Genomic DNA, 16,639 nt, shown 5'->3' on the forward strand with positions numbered 1-16,639 from the left:
CTTGCTGCCCTGCAATCAGAACCTCCAGAAGGCAGGCGCGACCAGCACCAGCACGGTGAGAATCTCGAGCCGGCCTAGCAGCATGCCGATGGTCAGTAGCCACTTCGCAGCGTCCGGTAGTGAGCTGAAGTTGCCGGCAGGACCGATCACGCTGCCCAGCCCTGGCCCAACGTTGCATACAGCTGTCGCCGCGCCACTGAGGGCAGTGGTCCAGTCGAGCCCTATCAGGGTCAGCGCCAATGCGATCACTGCAATGGTGACGGAGAAGAAGAAGGAGAACGTCAGCAATGAGCGCACGATTTCTTCATCTATGGGATGGCCATTATACTTTTTCGAGATCATCGCCCGCGGATGAATCAATTGTTTCAAGCTGCTGACCAGCAGCGACGCGGCGACTTGAAAACGGAAAATTTTAAGGCCGCCGGCCGTGGACCCTGAGCATCCACCGACAAAGGTCAGGTAGAAGAACAACAGAACAGCGAAGCTGCCCCACAGTGTGTAATCCCCTACCGCAATGCCCGTGGTGGTGACCACTGAGGTGACATTGACCGCCACGATACGAAAGGCATCCCACCAAGCCAGGTCACTATGCCAGCACAACCAGCTGCCTACTGTGACCCAGACGAAGACCAGAAAGCCGAGAAAGCCACGCACCTGGTGGTCCTTGAACAGGATGCGCCGGTGGCCACGCAAGGTCGCTACATACAGGGCGAAGGGCAGGCTTCCGAGGATCATGATCACTACCGCCACCCAATGCACAGCGGGCTGAGTCCAGTGGCCAAGCGATGCATCGGACGTCGAAAAGCCACCCGTGGAGATCAGCGACATCGAATGATTGATGGCGTCGAAAGGGGTCATGCCGGCGGCCCACAGGGCCAATGTACCGAGTGCTGTCAGCCCCAGGTAGATCACCAGGATCATTTTTGCCGCGACGTGTGAACGGGGCGTCACTTTGTCCGACCAGTCCGAGGACTCGGTCTGGAACAGGCGCATGCCGCCCACGCGCAGCAACGGCAAGATCGCGACGGCCATGCCGATGAAGCCTATGCCTCCCAGCCAGTGCAGCAGCGATCGCCAGATCAGCAGGCCGGGCGATGCGCTGTCCAGGCCGGTAAGTACCGTCGAGCCCGTGGTGGTGATGCCCGACATGGTCTCAAAGAATGCATCTGTGTAGCTGATATGCCGGATGAACACCATGGGCAGGGCTGCGAACGCGCAGACGATGACCCAGCTGGCTGTGGTCAGGAAGTACATGTCTCGGGCCCTTAGCTGCGGCGCATCGGGTATGCCACGAGCCACCAGCACAAGGCCTGCGCACAGGGCTATGAGGCTGGACCAGAGGAAGGCACCGAGGTCGTCGCTAAGGCCATACAGCAGCAGCGTGGCCATGGGGATGACCATGCTGACCGCCAGGGTAATCAGGAATACGCCGATGATGAAGGCGATGAAGCGCAAAGCAGGCAGAGGCATCGAGCAGGCTCACAGGGGCAATGACCGGCAGTATCGACTGCCATTGCATAATGTCGAGTAAAAAAGGCGTAAAAGTGCGGGTGTATCTCACCGCCGGTACTGCAGTTCGCCTGTGCAGGATGATCAGTAAGTTGTCAGTTTCGATCATTGAGCGCATTCAAACGGCTGTTTAATGTCGTTGGCAGATAAACGACGGGGCCCGCCGAGGCACCCGCATTCCGTGATCACGCCACATGGGGAACCGTTCCATGGCTGCCGACCGCTATCCGCACTTGCTGGCCCCGCTCGACCTGGGCTTCACCACCTTGGCCAACCGCACCCTGATGGGCTCGATGCACACCGGCCTTGAGGAGCGTCCCGGCGGCTTCGAACGCATGGCTGCGTATTTTGCAGAGCGTGCCCGTGGCGGCGTTGGGCTGATGGTCACTGGCGGTATCGCGCCCAACGATGAAGGTGGCGTGTATTCCGGCGCAGCCAAGTTGAGCACCGAGGAGGAGGCTGACAAGCACCGCATCGTCACCGAGGCCGTGCATGCCGCTGGCGGCAAGATCTGCCTGCAGATCCTGCATGCCGGGCGCTATGCCTACAGCCCCCGGCAGGTGGCGCCCAGTGCGATCCAGGCGCCGATCAACCCGTTCAAGCCTAAAGAGCTGGACGAGGCCGGGATCGAGAAGCAGATCGCCGATTTCGTCAATTGTGCCGTGCTGGCACAGCGCGCCGGTTACGACGGCGTCGAAATCATGGGGTCGGAAGGCTACTTCATCAACCAGTTCCTTGCCGCCCACACCAACCACCGTACTGACCGCTGGGGCGGCAGCTATGAAAACCGCATGCGCCTGGCGGTCGAGATCGTCAGCCGGGTGCGCGAGGCCGTGGGGCCGAATTTCATCATCATCTTCCGCCTGTCGATGCTCGACCTGGTCGAGGGCGGCAGCACCTGGGACGAGATCGAGTTGCTGGCCAAAGCCGTCGAACGGGCTGGCGCGACCCTCATCAACACGGGGATCGGCTGGCACGAGGCGCGCATCCCGACCATCGCCACCAAGGTGCCGCGTGCCGCGTTCAGCAAAGTTACCGCCAAGCTGCGCGGGGCGGTGACCATTCCGTTGATCACCACCAACCGCATCAATACCCCCGAAGTGGCTGAAGCCGTACTGGCCGAGGGCGATGCCGACATGGTCTCTATGGCCAGGCCGTTCCTGGCCGACCCGGAGTTCGTCAACAAGGCGGCGCAGGGGCGCGGCGATGAAATCAATACCTGCATCGGCTGTAACCAGGCGTGCCTGGATCATACGTTCGGCGGCAAGCTGACCAGTTGCCTGGTCAACCCGCGGGCCTGCCACGAAACCGAACTCAATTACCTGCCGGTGCCCACGGTCAAGCGCATTGCCGTGGTGGGTGCCGGCCCGGCCGGCCTGGCGGCTGCCACCGTGGCCGCAGAGCGCGGCCACGAGGTGACGCTGTTCGATGCAGCCAGCGAAATTGGCGGGCAGTTCAACGTGGCCAAGCGGGTGCCGGGCAAGGAGGAGTTCTTCGAGACCCTGCGCTATTTCGGCAACAAGCTGAAAAGCACGGGTGTCGACCTGCGGTTGAACACCCGGGTCGATGTGCCGGCCCTGCTGGAAGGCGCTTTCGACGAGATCATCCTGGCCACCGGCATCGCGCCGCGTACGCCGGCCATTCCAGGCGTCGAGCATGCCAAAGTGCTCAGCTACCTGGACGTACTGCTCCAGCGCAAGCCAGTGGGTGAGTCGGTTGCGGTGATCGGTGCTGGCGGCATCGGTTTTGACGTCAGCGAATACCTGGTGCATCAGGGCGTGGCCAGCAGCCAGGACCGGGAGGCGTTCTGGAAGGAGTGGGGCATCGACCGCGAGCTGCAGGCGCGAGGCGGCGTGGCGGGCATCAAGCCCGAGCCGCATGCACCGGCACGGCAGGTGTACCTGCTGCAGCGCAAGAAGGCCAAGGTGGGCGATGGCCTGGGCAAGACCACCGGCTGGATCCACCGCACGGGCCTGAAAAACAAGCAGGTACAGATGCTCAACGGCGTCGAGTACCTTAGGATCGACGATGCGGGCCTGCACATCCGCGTAGCTGAAGGTGAGCCGCAGGTACTGGCGGTGGACAACGTGGTCATCTGCGCCGGGCAGGAGCCGCTGCGGGAGCTGCACGAAGGGCTGCTGGCTGCGGGGCAGTCGGTGCACTTGATCGGCGGCGCGGATGTGGCGGCCGAGCTGGATGCCAAACGGGCGATCAACCAGGGCTCGCGTCTGGCTGCAGAGCTTTGAGATGGCCGGGGCCGCAAAGCGGCCCCAGGTTTTCACTGGTAGACTGACGGCCTCGCATCAGGCGCTGAAACATGTTTACCCGCTTTCATGACCTTCCCCAGGCACCTTTACAGCCCCTCGAGCTTGCTTGGCTGAAAAGTGCCAACGTTGAAGCCGCCATCCTGCGCCTGGACCTGATCGACCCCCTGATCAGCGGCAACAAATGGTTCAAGCTGCGCCACCACCTGCTGCACGCCCACGCCTCGGGCGCCGCCGGGTTGATCAGCCTCGGCGGCAATCACTCCAACCATCTCCATGCCCTGGCCGCCGCCGGCAAGCGCTTCGGCTTCGCCACCGTTGGTCTGTTGCGCGGCCATGCCCAGGACACCCCCACGGTGCGTGATCTGCAGGCGCTGGGGATGCAATTGCACTGGCTTGGTTACGCAGGCTACCGTGCCCGTCATGACCCCGGCTTCTGGGCACCTTGGCAAGCGCTGTATCCCGGCTGGCACTGCATCCCCGAAGGCGGTGGCGGGCAGGCTGGTGCCCAGGGGTGTGCATTGATCGTCGAGCAGGCCAAGGCCCAGTTGGGCACATTGGGTTGGCCGGACTATGACGCCTGGTGGCTGGCCGCTGGCACCGGGACCACGCTGGCTGGCCTGGTGCTGGCCGAGGCCGGCGCGCACAGGGTGCATGGCGCCCTGGCAGTGCCGCTGGACCATGGTGTACCCGAGACCATAAAGGCGCTGGCCGGTACGGCCGGGTACCAGTTGCACGAGGCCTGCCGAGAGGGTTTTGCCAGGCTCGATGATGAGCTGCAGGCTTTCATCGAACAGGCTGAGGCCAGCACGGGTGTCCCTTTAGAGGCGCTTTACACCGGCAAGGCACTGATGGCCCTGCGTGGGCAGGTCGAGGCCGGGCTGTTCAAGCCCAGCACTCGCCTGATCTTTTTGCACACCGGTGGCCTGCAGGGCCGACGCGGCTACTTGTAAGGCAGCATGCGCAGCAGCGTGTTGTCGCGCACTACATAGTGGTGATAAAGCCCGGCCAGCGCGTGCAGGCCGATCAGCCAGTACCCCCAACTGCCCACGCGTTCATGCCAGCCTTTGATGAACTTGGCCAGGTCCGGATCCGCAGCGATAAGGTGCGGCAACTCCAGGCCATAGAAGGGCACCGGTTTGTCGGCGGCACTGAGGATCAGCCAGCCGGCCAGCGGCAAGCCGATCATCAACAGGTACAGCGCCAGGTGCATCACGTGGGCAAGCCCGGTCTGCCAGGCGGGAGGCTTGGGCACAATGGGCGGCGCAGGGCGGAGCAGGCGCACGGCCAGGCGCAGCCAAACCAGCACGAACACCGTCAGGCCGAGCATGAAGTGCAGGTCCTTCATCAGGTTGCGCTCGGCGCTGTCCTTGGGGAACAGGCCACGCAACTCGATGCAGGCGTAGACAGCGGCCAGCAGCACCAGCATCAGCCAATGCAGGGCGATGGACAGGCGTGCGTAGTGGGGCGCGGGGCTGGATGAAACCATGGGTGGTCCTCGTCATCAGGTCGAAAGTGGCGCTCTTGGCGGCGCTCAGAGGTAACTGTAATCGCTGCTGGGATTAAATCATTGCGCTGGGTCGGTGAAAGGGTGTTTGCGGCCTGCTGCTCTCAATGCCGGGGTGGTTTACCCGCTAAGGTGCAAGTGCGGCCAGCTGTCAGCCACCAGAAACACGCGGTCCACCTCATGCCATTCGCCTTCCGGGCCTGGTTCAAGCCGGACCAGCATCTGCGCCGGTGCTTGCGGGTCAAGCCCCTCAAGCCATTGAGCGAACTGCCGCGCGGTCCACCCTTGATCGGCCTCGAACCTTGCCGGTGCCAGCCAGGCATGGCGGGGCAGGGGCTGCCAGCGTCCCACCTTGGCCAGTGCCCAATCCCGCCGCCGCAACCACCGCCCGCGCAGGTGCAGCGGGTTGGCCCCTGCAGGCGATTCGGCGTGCCCAAACCACGGATAGAACAGATACCCCGCCAGCCACAGGTGTGCCTGTACCTGGCCAATACCAAGCCCGGCCAGCGCCTCACGGCTTTGTGCGTCTGCCGACATGGGCAATTGGTGCCCGGCCAGGTGCGCCAGTTTGGTGCCCAGCCGGTCATGGCAACCCGGCCCGAGCCACTGCGCGGGGTCATGGCCTTGGCCGTCCGTTGGCCCCAGGTAGAGCTTTATGGCCAGCTCCAGATGGTGGGTGCCGTCGGCATCGCGCAGCACAATATCCAACTCGCCCAGCGTGCGCCCACCGGTACGGATCGCCAGGTTGGCCGCCAGCAGCTCGACACCGGGCGCCTGGCCCAGGGCGAACTGCCACAGGCCTTCGTAGTACAGGCCCAGGCGCCGGCTGGTGCTGTTTGCCAGCCACTCACGCAGGGGCTGATCGTCGGCATCCAGCGCCTGTAACCAGTCTTTCAGGCGCTGGGGGTCTACCGCCCAGGTGCTGCCGGCCAGCGGATGGCGCTGGGGGCAGGGCGGTGTGCTCAGCAGCGGTGGCGACAGCAGCGTCCAGGCCAAGTCGCGCACGGCGGCTCGGCGCAATTGGCGAGGCAGGTCGTGGAGTTCGGCGAAAGGCATCATGCTGCGAGCATAGCCGGTTTGCCGCTGCCCGGTCGTTTCGCCCATAATCGCGGCATAGTCACCCGCCGCAGAGCCTTGCAGGAGCCCCATGGAGCAATTTCGCAATATCGGTATCATCGGCCGCCTTGGCAGCTCGCAGGTGCTCGACACCATTCGCCGACTGAAAAAATTCCTCCTCGAGCGCCACCTGCACGTGATCCTCGAGGACACCATTGCCGAAGTGCTGCCTGGCCACGGCCTGCAGACCTCCACGCGCAAGTTGCTGGGCGAAGTATGCGACCTGGTCATCGTCGTCGGCGGTGACGGCAGCCTGCTCGGCGCCGCGCGTGCTCTGGCACGGCACAACATCCCTGTCCTGGGGATCAACCGCGGCAACCTGGGCTTCCTCACCGATATTCGCCCGGACGAGCTAGAAGAAAAGGTCGCCGCAGTGCTTGACGGCCACTACCTGGTGGAAAACCGCTTCCTGCTGCAGGCCGAGGTGCGCCGCCACCACGAGGCCATCGGCCAGGGTGATGCGCTCAACGATGTGGTCCTGCACCCGGGCAAGTCGACGCGGATGATCGAGTTCGAGATCTACATCGACGGCCAGTTCGTCTGCAGCCAGAAGGCCGACGGCCTGATCGTCGCCACCCCCACAGGCTCGACCGCCTACGCGCTGTCGGCCGGCGGCCCGATCATGCACCCCAAGCTCGACGCCATTGTCATTGTGCCCATGTACCCGCACACCCTGTCGGGCCGCCCGATCGTGGTCGACGGCAACAGCGAGCTGAAGATCGTGGTGTCCAAGGACCTGCAGATCTACCCGCAGGTATCCTGTGACGGTCAGAACCACTTCACCTGCGCCCCCGGCGATACCATCACCGTGAGCAAGAAGCCGCAGAAACTGCGCCTGATCCACCCGCTGGGCCACAATTACTACGAGGTTTGCCGCACCAAGCTCGGTTGGGGCAGCCGCCTGGGGGGCAGGGACGACTGATGTTCGATCCGGCGCGAAGTTTCGACATCATCGGTGACGTGCATGGCTGTGCGCTGACCCTCGAACGCCTGCTCGACACCCTCGGCTACAAGCGTGTCGGTGGTGTCTGGTGCCACCCGCGGCGTCAGGCGCTGTTCCTCGGCGACATCGTCGACCGCGGCCCGCGTATCCGCGAGGCGCTGCACATCGTCCACGACATGGTCGAGGCCGGCCAGGCCTTCTGTATCATGGGCAACCACGAATACAACGCCCTGGGCTGGGTAACCCCGGCGCTGCCCGGCAGCGGCAAGGCCTACGTGCGCGAGCACACGCCGCGCCATGCCCGTCTGATCGACGAGACCCTGACCCAGTTCGCCCACCACCCCGGTGACTGGCACGATTTTCTGCAGTGGTTCTACGACATGCCGCTGTTCGTCGACGCCGGGCGGTTCCGCCTGGTGCATGCCTGCTGGGACCCGCGGCTGATCGACCCGCTGCGCCAGCAATACCCCGACGGGCGCATCGACGAACACTTCATCCAGGCCTCGGCCGTGCCCGGCAGCTTCGCCTCCACGGTCTGCAACCGCCTGTTGCGCGGCACCGACATGCGCCTGCCGGACGGCCTGACGTTGACCGGCGGCGATGGCCTGACCCGCGCCTTCTTCCGTACCAAGTTCTGGGAAGAAGACCCGAAGACCTATGGCGACATCGTCTTCCAGCCTGACGCGCTGCCCGATGAGGTGGCCCGCACGCCGCTCAGCCACACCGAGAAAAATGCCTTGCTACGCTATGCCGAAGAGGAGCCGCTGCTGTTCGTCGGCCATTACTGGCGCAGCGGCCGCCCGGCGCCGATCCGCCCCAACCTGGCCTGCCTGGACTACAGTGCGGTGCTGTACGGCAAGCTGGCGGCCTATCGGCTGGATGATGAAACCCGGATCGACCCGCACAAGTTCGTCTGGGTCGACGTCGATCGACCGCAGGCCAATCAATGAATATCGTCGAAGTGATGCGCCTGCCGCTGTCGGTCGACCTCAGCGGCTTCGTGCACCTGCTGCAACGCCTGCAGGTGCCGCACCGGGTCAGCGAAGAGGGCGAAGCCCAGGTGCTCTGGGCGCCGGAAACCATGGCCGCCGATGTTCTTCAACTCTACCAGCGCTACCCAGACGGCAACGCTGAGGTCGAGCTTGCGCAGGCCCCTGCGCAAGGCGACTTGCCGGCGAAAGGGCCGACACTGGCCGAGCAGGCGAAAGCCTGCAAGGTCACCGCTGCCGTCCTCTTCCTGTGCCTGATCGTCGCCGGCCTTACCCGCCTGGGCGACAACCTCACCACCATCAGCTGGTTCACCTTCCTCGACTACCGCGTCCAGGGTGAATACCTGCACTTCACGCCGCTGGCCCAGGGCCTTGCCGAAGGCCAATGGTGGCGCCTGGTGTCGCCGATGCTGCTGCACTTCGGCGTACTGCACCTGGCCATGAACGGCATGTGGTACTGGGAACTGGGCAAGCGCATCGAACTGCGCCAGGGCCCTTGGTTGCTGGCTGGCCTGACCTTGCTGTTCAGCCTGGTGTCCAACCTGGCCCAGCACTACACCAGTGGCCCGAGCCTGTTCGGCGGCCTGTCCGGGGTGCTGTACGGCTTGCTCGGCCATGTCTGGCTGTACCAGTGGCTGGCGCCCAACCCACACTTCAGCCTGCCCAAGGGCGTGCTGGTGATGATGCTCATCTGGCTGGTCATCTGCCTGACCGGTGTGGTCGGCCAACTCGGTTTTGGCCAGATCGCTAACGCCGCGCACGTCGGCGGGCTGCTCATCGGATGCCTGACGGGCCTCTTGGGTGGTGCGCTGGCGCGGCGTAAACTGTCCGCTTGATTTAGGAGACGCTATGTCCACGTTCGCGCAAATGATCGAAAACATCACGCCGCAGATCTACGAAAGCCTGAAAACGGCCGTGGAAATCGGCAAATGGTCCGATGGCCGCAAGCTCACCCCCGAGCAGAAGGAGCTGTCGCTGCAGGCGGTGATCGCCTGGGAGATGAAGAACCTGCCAGAAGACCAGCGTACCGGCTACATGGGGCCCCAGGAGTGCGCATCGAAGTCTGCGCCGATCCCTAACATTCTGTTCAAGTCGGACTCGGTACATTGATCGAACTCGCTCGTGGCTCTTTGAGCAAGATGGCGGTAAGCCTGGAAGCACCCGTGGTGCAGTACAGCTTTCGCCTGGATGACACGCAGGTGCCGGTCAACCCGCTGATCGGCCAGACCCTGCGCCTGCAATACCTCGGCGCCATTCACTGCAGCCATTGCGGCAAACGCACCAAGACCAGTTTCAGCCAGGGTTACTGCTACCCGTGCATGACCAAGCTGGCCCAGTGCGACGTGTGCATCATGGCGCCGGAACGCTGCCACTACGCCGCCGGCACCTGCCGCGAGCCGTCCTGGGGCGAGCAGTTCTGCATGACCGACCACGTGGTCTACCTGGCCAACTCGTCCGGGGTCAAGGTTGGCATCACCCGCGCTACGCAGTTGCCCACCCGCTGGCTTGACCAGGGTGCGAGCCAGGCGTTGCCGATCATGCGCGTGGCGACCCGCCAGCAATCGGGCCTGGTCGAAGACGTATTGCGCAGCCAGGTGCCGGACCGCACCAATTGGCGCGCGCTGCTCAAGGGCGACGCCGAGGTGCTCGACCTGGTGGCCATTCGCGAGCAGATCTTCGATGCCTGCGCCGATGGCCTGCGCGATCTGCAGGCGCGCTTCGGCCTGCAGGCGATCCAGCCGCTGCCCGATGCCGAAGTGGTGCAGATGAAATACCCGGTCCAGGCCTACCCGAAGAAGATCGTCAGCTTCAACCTCGACAAGGACCCGGTGGTGGAAGGCACGCTGCTGGGTATCAAGGGCCAGTACCTGATCTTCGACACCGGCGTGATCAATATTCGCAAGTACACGGCCTACCAGTTGGCCGTGCTCCAGTAAAAAGGACCTGCACATGCGTACCGAACAACCGCAAGTGATCTACCTCAAGGACTACCAGGCGCCCGAGTACCTGATCGACGAGACGCACCTGACCTTCGAGCTGTTCGAGGACCACACGCTGGTCCATGCGCAACTGGTCATGCGCCGCAATCCGGCACGCGGTGCCGGCCTGCCGCCACTGGTGCTCGACGGCCAGCAGCTCGAGCTGCTGCGCGCCTCGCTGGACGATCAGCAACTGCAGGCGAGCGACTACCAGCTCGAAGCCGACAGCCTCACGCTGCACCCCAAAGCCGAGCGTTTCACCCTCGACACCAGCGTGAAGATCCACCCCGAGAGCAACACTGCGCTGGAAGGCCTGTACAAGTCCGGCAAGATGTTCTGCACCCAGTGCGAGGCCGAGGGTTTCCGCAAGATCACTTACTACCTCGACCGCCCGGACGTGATGAGCACCTTCACCACCACGGTGATCGCCGAGCAGCATCGCTACCCGGTGCTGCTGTCCAACGGCAACCCGATCGGCAGCGGGCCGGCTGAAGATGGCCGTCATTGGGCGACCTGGGAAGACCCGTTCATGAAACCGGCCTACCTGTTCGCGCTGGTGGCCGGTGACCTGTGGTGCGTCGAGGACACGTTCGTGCGCCAGTCCGGCCGCGACGTGACCCTGCGCATCTATGTCGAACCCGAGAACATCGACAAGTGCGACCACGCCATGGTCAGCCTGAAGAAGTCCATGCGCTGGGACGAGGAAGTCTATGGTCGTGAGTACGACCTGGACATCTTCATGATCGTCGCGGTCAATGACTTCAACATGGGCGCCATGGAAAACAAGGGCCTGAACATCTTCAACTCCAGCTGCGTGCTGGCCCGCGCCGAAACCGCCACCGATGCTGCCCACCAGCGTGTCGAAGGCGTGGTCGCCCACGAGTATTTCCACAACTGGTCGGGCAACCGCGTGACCTGCCGCGACTGGTTCCAGTTGTCGCTCAAGGAAGGTTTCACGGTGTTCCGCGACGCCGAATTCAGCGCCGACATGAACTCGCGCACGGTCAAGCGCATCGAGGACGTCGCCTACCTGCGAACCCACCAGTTTGCCGAAGATGCAGGGCCCATGGCCCACCCGGTGCGCCCGGACAGTTTCATCGAGATTTCCAACTTCTACACCCTGACCGTGTACGAGAAGGGCGCCGAAGTGGTGCGCATGGTCCGTACCCTGCTGGGCGCCGAGGGTTTCCGCAAGGGCAGCGACCTGTACTTCGAACGCCATGATGGCCAGGCGGTGACCACCGATGACTTCATCAAAGCCATGGAAGACGCCAACGGCGTCGACCTCACCCAGTTCAAGCGCTGGTACAGCCAGGCCGGCACGCCGCGCCTGGATGTCAGCGAGGTCTACGACGCCACAGCACAAACCTACAGCCTGACCTTCCGCCAGAGCTGCCCGCAGACGCCGGACAAGGCCGAGAAACTGCCGTTCGTGATCCCGGTGGAGCTGGGCCTGCTGGATGCCGAGGGCAACGACCTGCCACTGCGCCTGGCCGGTGAGGCCGCCGCTGTTGGTACTGGCCGCGTACTGTCGGTGACCGAGGCCGAGCAGACGTTCACTTTCGAAGGTATCCAGGCCAAGCCGCTGCCATCGCTGCTGCGCGGCTTCAGTGCGCCGGTGAAGCTGAGCTTCCCGTACGACCGTGACCAGCTGATGTTCCTGATGCAGCACGACAGCGATGGCTTCAACCGCTGGGAAGCGGGTCAGCAACTGTCGGTACAGGTACTGCAGGAGTTGATCGGCCAGCATCAGCGTGGTGAAGCACTGAAACTCGATCAGCGCTTGATCACTGCCCTGGGCACTGTTCTGGCCAACGAGTCGCTGGACGCCGCGATGGTTGCCGAGATGCTGTCGCTGCCGGGCGAAGCCTACCTGACCGAGATCAGCCAGGTGGCTGATGTCGACGCCATCCACACGGCACGCGAATTCGCCCGCCGGCAGATCGCCGAGCAGTTGTTCGATGGCCTGTGGGCGCGCTATCAGGCGCACCGCGAGGTTTCGCGCAACACCGCCTACGTCGCCGCAGCCGAGCACTTCGCCCGTCGCAGCCTGCAGAACATTGCTCTGTCGTACCTGATGCTCAGCGGTAAACCGCAGGTGCTGGCAGCGACCCTTGAGCAATTCGACAACTGCGACAACATGACTGAACGGCTGACGGCGCTGGCCGTGCTGGTCAATTCGCCGTTCGAGGCCGAGCGTGCCAAGGCCCTGGAAACGTTCGCCGAGCACTTCAAGGACAACCCGCTGGTCATGGATCAGTGGTTCAGTGTGCAGGCAGCCAGTGCCTTGCCGGGCGGGCTGGCGCGGGTCAAGGCGCTGATGCAGCACCCGGCGTTCACCCTGAAAAACCCGAACAAGGTGCGCGCGCTGGTCGGTGCGTTTGCCGGACAGAACCTGGTCAACTTCCATGCGGCCGATGGCTCGGGTTATCGCTTCCTGGCGGACCTTGTGATCGAGCTGAATGCGCTGAACCCGCAGATCGCTTCGCGTCAACTGGCACCGCTGACCCGCTGGCGCAAGTATGACGACGCGCGCCAGGCGCTGATGAAGGGCGAGCTGGAGCGGATTCTCGCTTCCGGGGCGCTGTCCAGCGATGTGTATGAAGTGGTGAGCAAAAGCCTGGCATAAATGCCTGGGATCTCCCACAGGTACTGCACATGGCTTCAGGGCGGTGCAGTACCTGTGGCCGGCTTGCCGGCGATTGGGCTGTGCAACAGCCCCTCGTTTCTGGTTAACAAAACATAACGTCCCGCTCGTTGTATTCCCGCAAACATCCCCGCTACGATGGCCCGAAGCTATTGCAGGCCTCTACCACAAGGTTTTCGCAGTACCTGCAAGGCACAGACCCACCAAGAACAACAAACAGGGGACGGTCATGAGGGAGCGGGTAATGACGCAGGCCAGGCGCGGTGCCTGGCCGTTGGCGGCCGGCGCAATGCTGGCGCTGGCACTGGGGATGTGGGCGGGCAGCACGCAAGCCGCCGCTGCCCAGGAGTATTCCACCGAATCGGCAAAGGCCAGCCAGAGCCTGCTGATCGATGCCGCTCATGCTGGCAAGCGCCTGGTGGTAGTGGGCGATCGCGGCCACATTCTGTTCTCCGATGACCAGGGCAAGACCTGGACCCAGGCCCGGGTGCCTACCCGGCAATTGCTCACCGCAGTGTTCTTCGTCGACGACAAGCGTGGCTGGGCAGTCGGGCACGATGCGCAGATCCTCGCCAGCAACGATGGCGGTGCAACCTGGAGCAAGCAGTTCGAAGACCTTGCCCGTGAAGCCCCGTTGCTCGATGTCACTTTCCTCGATGCCCAGCACGGTTTTGCCGTGGGCGCTTACGGCGCACTGCTGGAAACCCGCGACGGCGGCCAGCACTGGCAGGAAGTCGCCGAGCGCCTGGACAACCCCGACCAGATGCACCTCAACGGTATTGCCCAGATCAGGGATGCCGGCCTGTTCATCGTCGGCGAGCAGGGCAGCATGTTTCGCTCCAGCGACAGCGGCCAGAGCTGGAGCAAGGTCGATGGCCCCTACGAGGGCTCGCTGTTCGGCGTGATCGGCACCGCCCAGCCGCAGACACTGCTGGCCTACGGCCTGCGCGGCAACCTGTTCCGCTCTACGGACTTTGGTGATAGCTGGCAGCCGATCGAACTCAAGGCCGCGCGCGGCAACCTCGAATTCGGCCTGGCAAGCGCTACGCTTCTGGATGATGGCAGTCTGATACTGGTCGGCAATGGCGGCAGCGTGCTGCGCAGCATTGATGACGGGCAGAGCTTCACTGTCTACAACCGCGCCGACCGCATTGCCCTGGCCGGTGTCAGTGGCCTGGCCAATGGCGGCTTGCTGCTGGTAGGGCAGGGCGGTTTACATCTGGCCACCGGCGAAGGTGCCGACCAGGCAGCCGAGGAGCCTCGCCCATGACCAGCCGAGAGAGCATCATGCAGCCCCACCACCAAGACAAACCCACGCTGCTGGAACGGCTGATCTTCAACAACCGCCCGGTGGTCATCGCCCTGTGCGTGCTGGTGAGCATCTTCCTGTTCTGGCAGGCCGCGCAGATTCGCCCCTCGACCAGTTTCGAGAAGATGATTCCGCTCGAGCATCCGTTCATCGAGCAGATGATGGAGCACCGCAACGACCTGGCCAACCTCGGCAACACCGTGCGCATTTCGGTCGAGGCGGTCAACGGCGACATTTTCGACAAGAATTACATGGAGACCCTGCGCCAGATCCATGATGAGGTGTTCTACATCCCCGGCGTCGACCGCGCGGGCCTCAAGTCGTTGTGGAGCCCCAGCGTGCGCTGGAGTGAAGTCACCGAGGAGGGGTTCTCCGGCGGCGAGGTAATCCCCAATACCTACAACGGTTCGCAAGACAGCCTCGACTCACTGCGCGACAACGTGCTCAAGTCCGGCCAGGTCGGGCGCCTGGTGGGCAACAACTTCAAGTCCAGCATCGTCGATGTACCCTTGCTGGAAAGCTACCCCGATCCGCAGGACCCCGGGAAGCAGGTCAAGCTGGACTACCAGCAGTTCTCGCACCTGCTCGAGGAGAAAATTCGCGACAAGTTCCAGGCGCAGAACCCCAATGTGAAGGTGCACATCGTCGGCTTCGCCAAAAAGGTCGGTGATCTGATCGACGGCCTGGTGATGGTAGCGATGTTCTTTGGGGTGGCGCTGGTCATCACCTGGGTCCTGCTCTACTGGTTCACCTGGTGCATCCGCAGCACCATCGCCGTGCTGATCACCACCCTGGTGGCAGTGGTCTGGCAATTGGGCCTGATGCATGTGGTGGGCTTTGGCCTGGACCCTTACTCGATGCTGGTGCCGTTCCTGATCTTTGCCATCGGCATTTCCCATGGGGTGCAGAAGATCAACGGCATCGCCCTGCAGTCCAGTGATGCCGAGAATGCCCTGACCGCTGCCCGGCGCACCTTCCGTCAGCTGTTCCTGCCGGGGATGATCGCGATTCTCGCCGATGCGGTGGGCTTCATTACCCTGCTGATCATCGACATCGGCGTGATCCGCGAGCTGGCCATCGGTGCGTCGATCGGCGTGGCGGTGATCGTCTTCACCAACCTGATCCTGCTGCCGGTAGCCATCTCCTACATCGGCATCAGCAAAAAGGCCATCGAGCGCAGCAAGAAGGACGCCACCCGGGAGCATCCGTTCTGGCGCCTGCTGTCGAATTTCGCCAGCGCCAAGGTGGCGCCGGTGTCCATTGCACTGGCCCTGGTCGCCTTCGCTGGTGGCCTGTGGTACAGCCAGAACCTGAAAATCGGCGACCTCGACCAGGGCGCGCCGGAGCTGCGCCCGGACTCGCGCTACAACCAGGACAACAACTTCATCATCAGCAACTACTCGACCAGCTCCGATGTGCTGGTGGTGATGGTCAAGACGCCGGCGGAGAGCTGCTCGATCCACTCGACCATGGCACCGATCGACGAGCTGATGTGGACCATGGAGAACACCCCCGGCGTGCAGTCGGCGATCTCCCTGGTGACGGTATCCAAGCAGGTGATCAAGGGCATGAACGAGGGCAGCCTGAAATGGGAAACCCTGTCGCGCAACCCGGACATCCTCAACAACTCCATCGCCCGCGCCGACGGCCTGTACAACGCCGACTGCTCGCTGGCACCGGTGCTGGTGTTCCTCAACGACCACAAGGCCGAAACCCTGGAACGTGTCACCAGCGCTGCCAAGGCGTTTGCCGAAAGCCATGACAAGGACGGCTTGCAGTTCCTGCTGGCGGCGGGCAACGCCGGGATCGAGGCTGCGACCAACGAGGTGATCAAGTCGGCCGAGCTGACCATCCTGATCCTGGTGTACATCTGCGTGGCGGTGATGTGCCTGATCACCTTCCGCTCCTTTGCTGCCACCCTGTGCATCGTGCTGCCGCTGGTGCTGACCTCGGTACTGGGCAATGCGCTGATGGCCTTCATGGGGATCGGGGTGAAGGTCGCCACCTTGCCGGTGGTGGCGTTGGGCGTGGGTATCGGTGTCGATTATGGCATCTACATCTACAGCCGCCTGGAAAGCTTCCTGCGTGCCGGCCTACCGCTGCAGGAAGCCTATTACCAGACCCTGCGTTCGACCGGCAAGGCGGTACTGTTCACCGGCCTGTGCCTGGCCATCGGCGTGTGCACCTGGATCTTCTCGGCCATCAAGTTCCAGGCCGACATGGGCCTGATGCTGACCTTCATGCTGCTGTGGAACATGTTCGGTGCGCTGTGGCTGCTGCCGGCACTGGCGCGGTTCCTGATCAAGCCCGAGAAGATGGCAGGCAAGCAGGGCGGTTCGATCTTCGCCCATTGAATGGTGGAGGGCCGCTTTGCGG

The 16,639-nt window shown here is 63.5% G+C and carries 13 protein-coding genes; 10 read left to right on the forward strand and 3 right to left on the reverse strand.

What is annotated here, in order from left to right; genetic code table 11:
- Positions 1 to 15: 15 nt before the first annotated feature.
- Positions 16 to 1,470 carry a TrkH family potassium uptake protein gene (locus JOE27_RS24075; RefSeq protein WP_115275646.1) on the reverse strand — a complete coding sequence of 485 codons (1,455 nt, stop codon included), beginning with the start codon at positions 1,468 to 1,470 and terminating at the stop codon, positions 16 to 18.
- A 248-nt stretch (positions 1,471 to 1,718) separates the two neighbouring features.
- On the opposite strand from JOE27_RS24075, the gene JOE27_RS24080 reads away from it, so the two are divergent.
- Positions 1,719 to 3,755 carry an NADPH-dependent 2,4-dienoyl-CoA reductase gene (locus JOE27_RS24080; RefSeq protein ID WP_204920494.1) on the forward strand — a complete coding sequence of 679 codons (2,037 nt, stop codon included), beginning with the start codon at positions 1,719 to 1,721 and terminating at the stop codon, positions 3,753 to 3,755.
- 71 nt (positions 3,756 to 3,826) lie between these two features.
- A complete protein-coding gene (locus tag JOE27_RS24085) occupies positions 3,827 to 4,726 on the forward strand; it encodes a pyridoxal-phosphate dependent enzyme (protein ID WP_119688544.1) in 900 nt (299 codons plus the stop codon).
- On the opposite strand, the gene JOE27_RS24090 is transcribed toward JOE27_RS24085, so the two are convergent.
- Together JOE27_RS24090 and JOE27_RS24095 are read right to left on the reverse strand one after the other, a co-directional pair.
- Complete coding sequence (locus tag JOE27_RS24090; protein WP_119688545.1) at positions 4,717 to 5,262, reverse strand: cytochrome b; 546 nt, start codon at positions 5,260 to 5,262, stop codon at positions 4,717 to 4,719. The two genes, JOE27_RS24085 and JOE27_RS24090, sit on opposite strands and share 10 nt — an antisense overlap.
- Before the next feature lie 138 nt (positions 5,263 to 5,400).
- Positions 5,401 to 6,429, reverse strand: coding sequence for a DUF1853 family protein (locus JOE27_RS24095; protein ID WP_237859589.1), 1,029 nt, complete (start codon positions 6,427 to 6,429; stop codon positions 5,401 to 5,403).
- Between JOE27_RS24095 and JOE27_RS24100 the strand changes: the two genes are divergently transcribed.
- The 8 genes from JOE27_RS24100 (at position 6,428) to JOE27_RS24135 (ending at position 16,617) form a co-directional block, all read left to right on the forward strand.
- Positions 6,428 to 7,318, forward strand: a complete 891-nt coding sequence (locus JOE27_RS24100) for an NAD(+) kinase (protein ID WP_012313480.1) — start codon at positions 6,428 to 6,430, stop codon at positions 7,316 to 7,318. The genes JOE27_RS24095 and JOE27_RS24100 overlap by 2 nt on opposite strands.
- On the forward strand, positions 7,318 to 8,289 hold the full coding sequence (locus tag JOE27_RS24105; RefSeq protein ID WP_046786515.1) for a metallophosphoesterase: 972 nt from the start codon (positions 7,318 to 7,320) through the stop codon (positions 8,287 to 8,289). Before JOE27_RS24100 ends, JOE27_RS24105 begins: the two co-directional genes overlap by 1 nt.
- A complete protein-coding gene (locus tag JOE27_RS24110; RefSeq protein ID WP_204920496.1) occupies positions 8,286 to 9,164 on the forward strand; it encodes a rhomboid family intramembrane serine protease in 879 nt (292 codons plus the stop codon). Before JOE27_RS24105 ends, JOE27_RS24110 begins: the two co-directional genes overlap by 4 nt.
- Before the next feature lie 13 nt (positions 9,165 to 9,177).
- Entirely contained in the window at positions 9,178 to 9,438 is a 261-nt protein-coding gene (locus JOE27_RS24115; RefSeq protein ID WP_012313483.1) for a DUF1315 family protein, read from the forward strand.
- Positions 9,435 to 10,265: a DUF2797 domain-containing protein gene (locus JOE27_RS24120; protein WP_204920522.1), complete on the forward strand. Its 831-nt coding sequence runs from the start codon at positions 9,435 to 9,437 to the stop codon at positions 10,263 to 10,265. Before JOE27_RS24115 ends, JOE27_RS24120 begins: the two co-directional genes overlap by 4 nt.
- 13 nt (positions 10,266 to 10,278) lie before the next feature.
- A complete protein-coding gene (pepN, locus tag JOE27_RS24125) occupies positions 10,279 to 12,936 on the forward strand; it encodes an aminopeptidase N (RefSeq protein WP_115275651.1) in 2,658 nt (885 codons plus the stop codon).
- A 247-nt stretch (positions 12,937 to 13,183) separates the two neighbouring features.
- Positions 13,184 to 14,224, forward strand: coding sequence for a YCF48-related protein (locus JOE27_RS24130; RefSeq protein ID WP_204920524.1), 1,041 nt, complete (start codon positions 13,184 to 13,186; stop codon positions 14,222 to 14,224).
- A 17-nt stretch (positions 14,225 to 14,241) separates the two neighbouring features.
- The gene (locus JOE27_RS24135; protein WP_119689133.1) at positions 14,242 to 16,617 is read left to right on the forward strand and encodes an RND family transporter; all 2,376 of its coding nucleotides are present in this window, start codon (positions 14,242 to 14,244) and stop codon (positions 16,615 to 16,617) included.
- Positions 16,618 to 16,639: the final 22 nt, after the last annotated feature.

Source organism: Pseudomonas sp. M5 (assembly GCF_016907075.1).
Classification (GTDB): Bacteria; Pseudomonadota; Gammaproteobacteria; order Pseudomonadales; family Pseudomonadaceae; genus Aquipseudomonas; species Aquipseudomonas putida_E.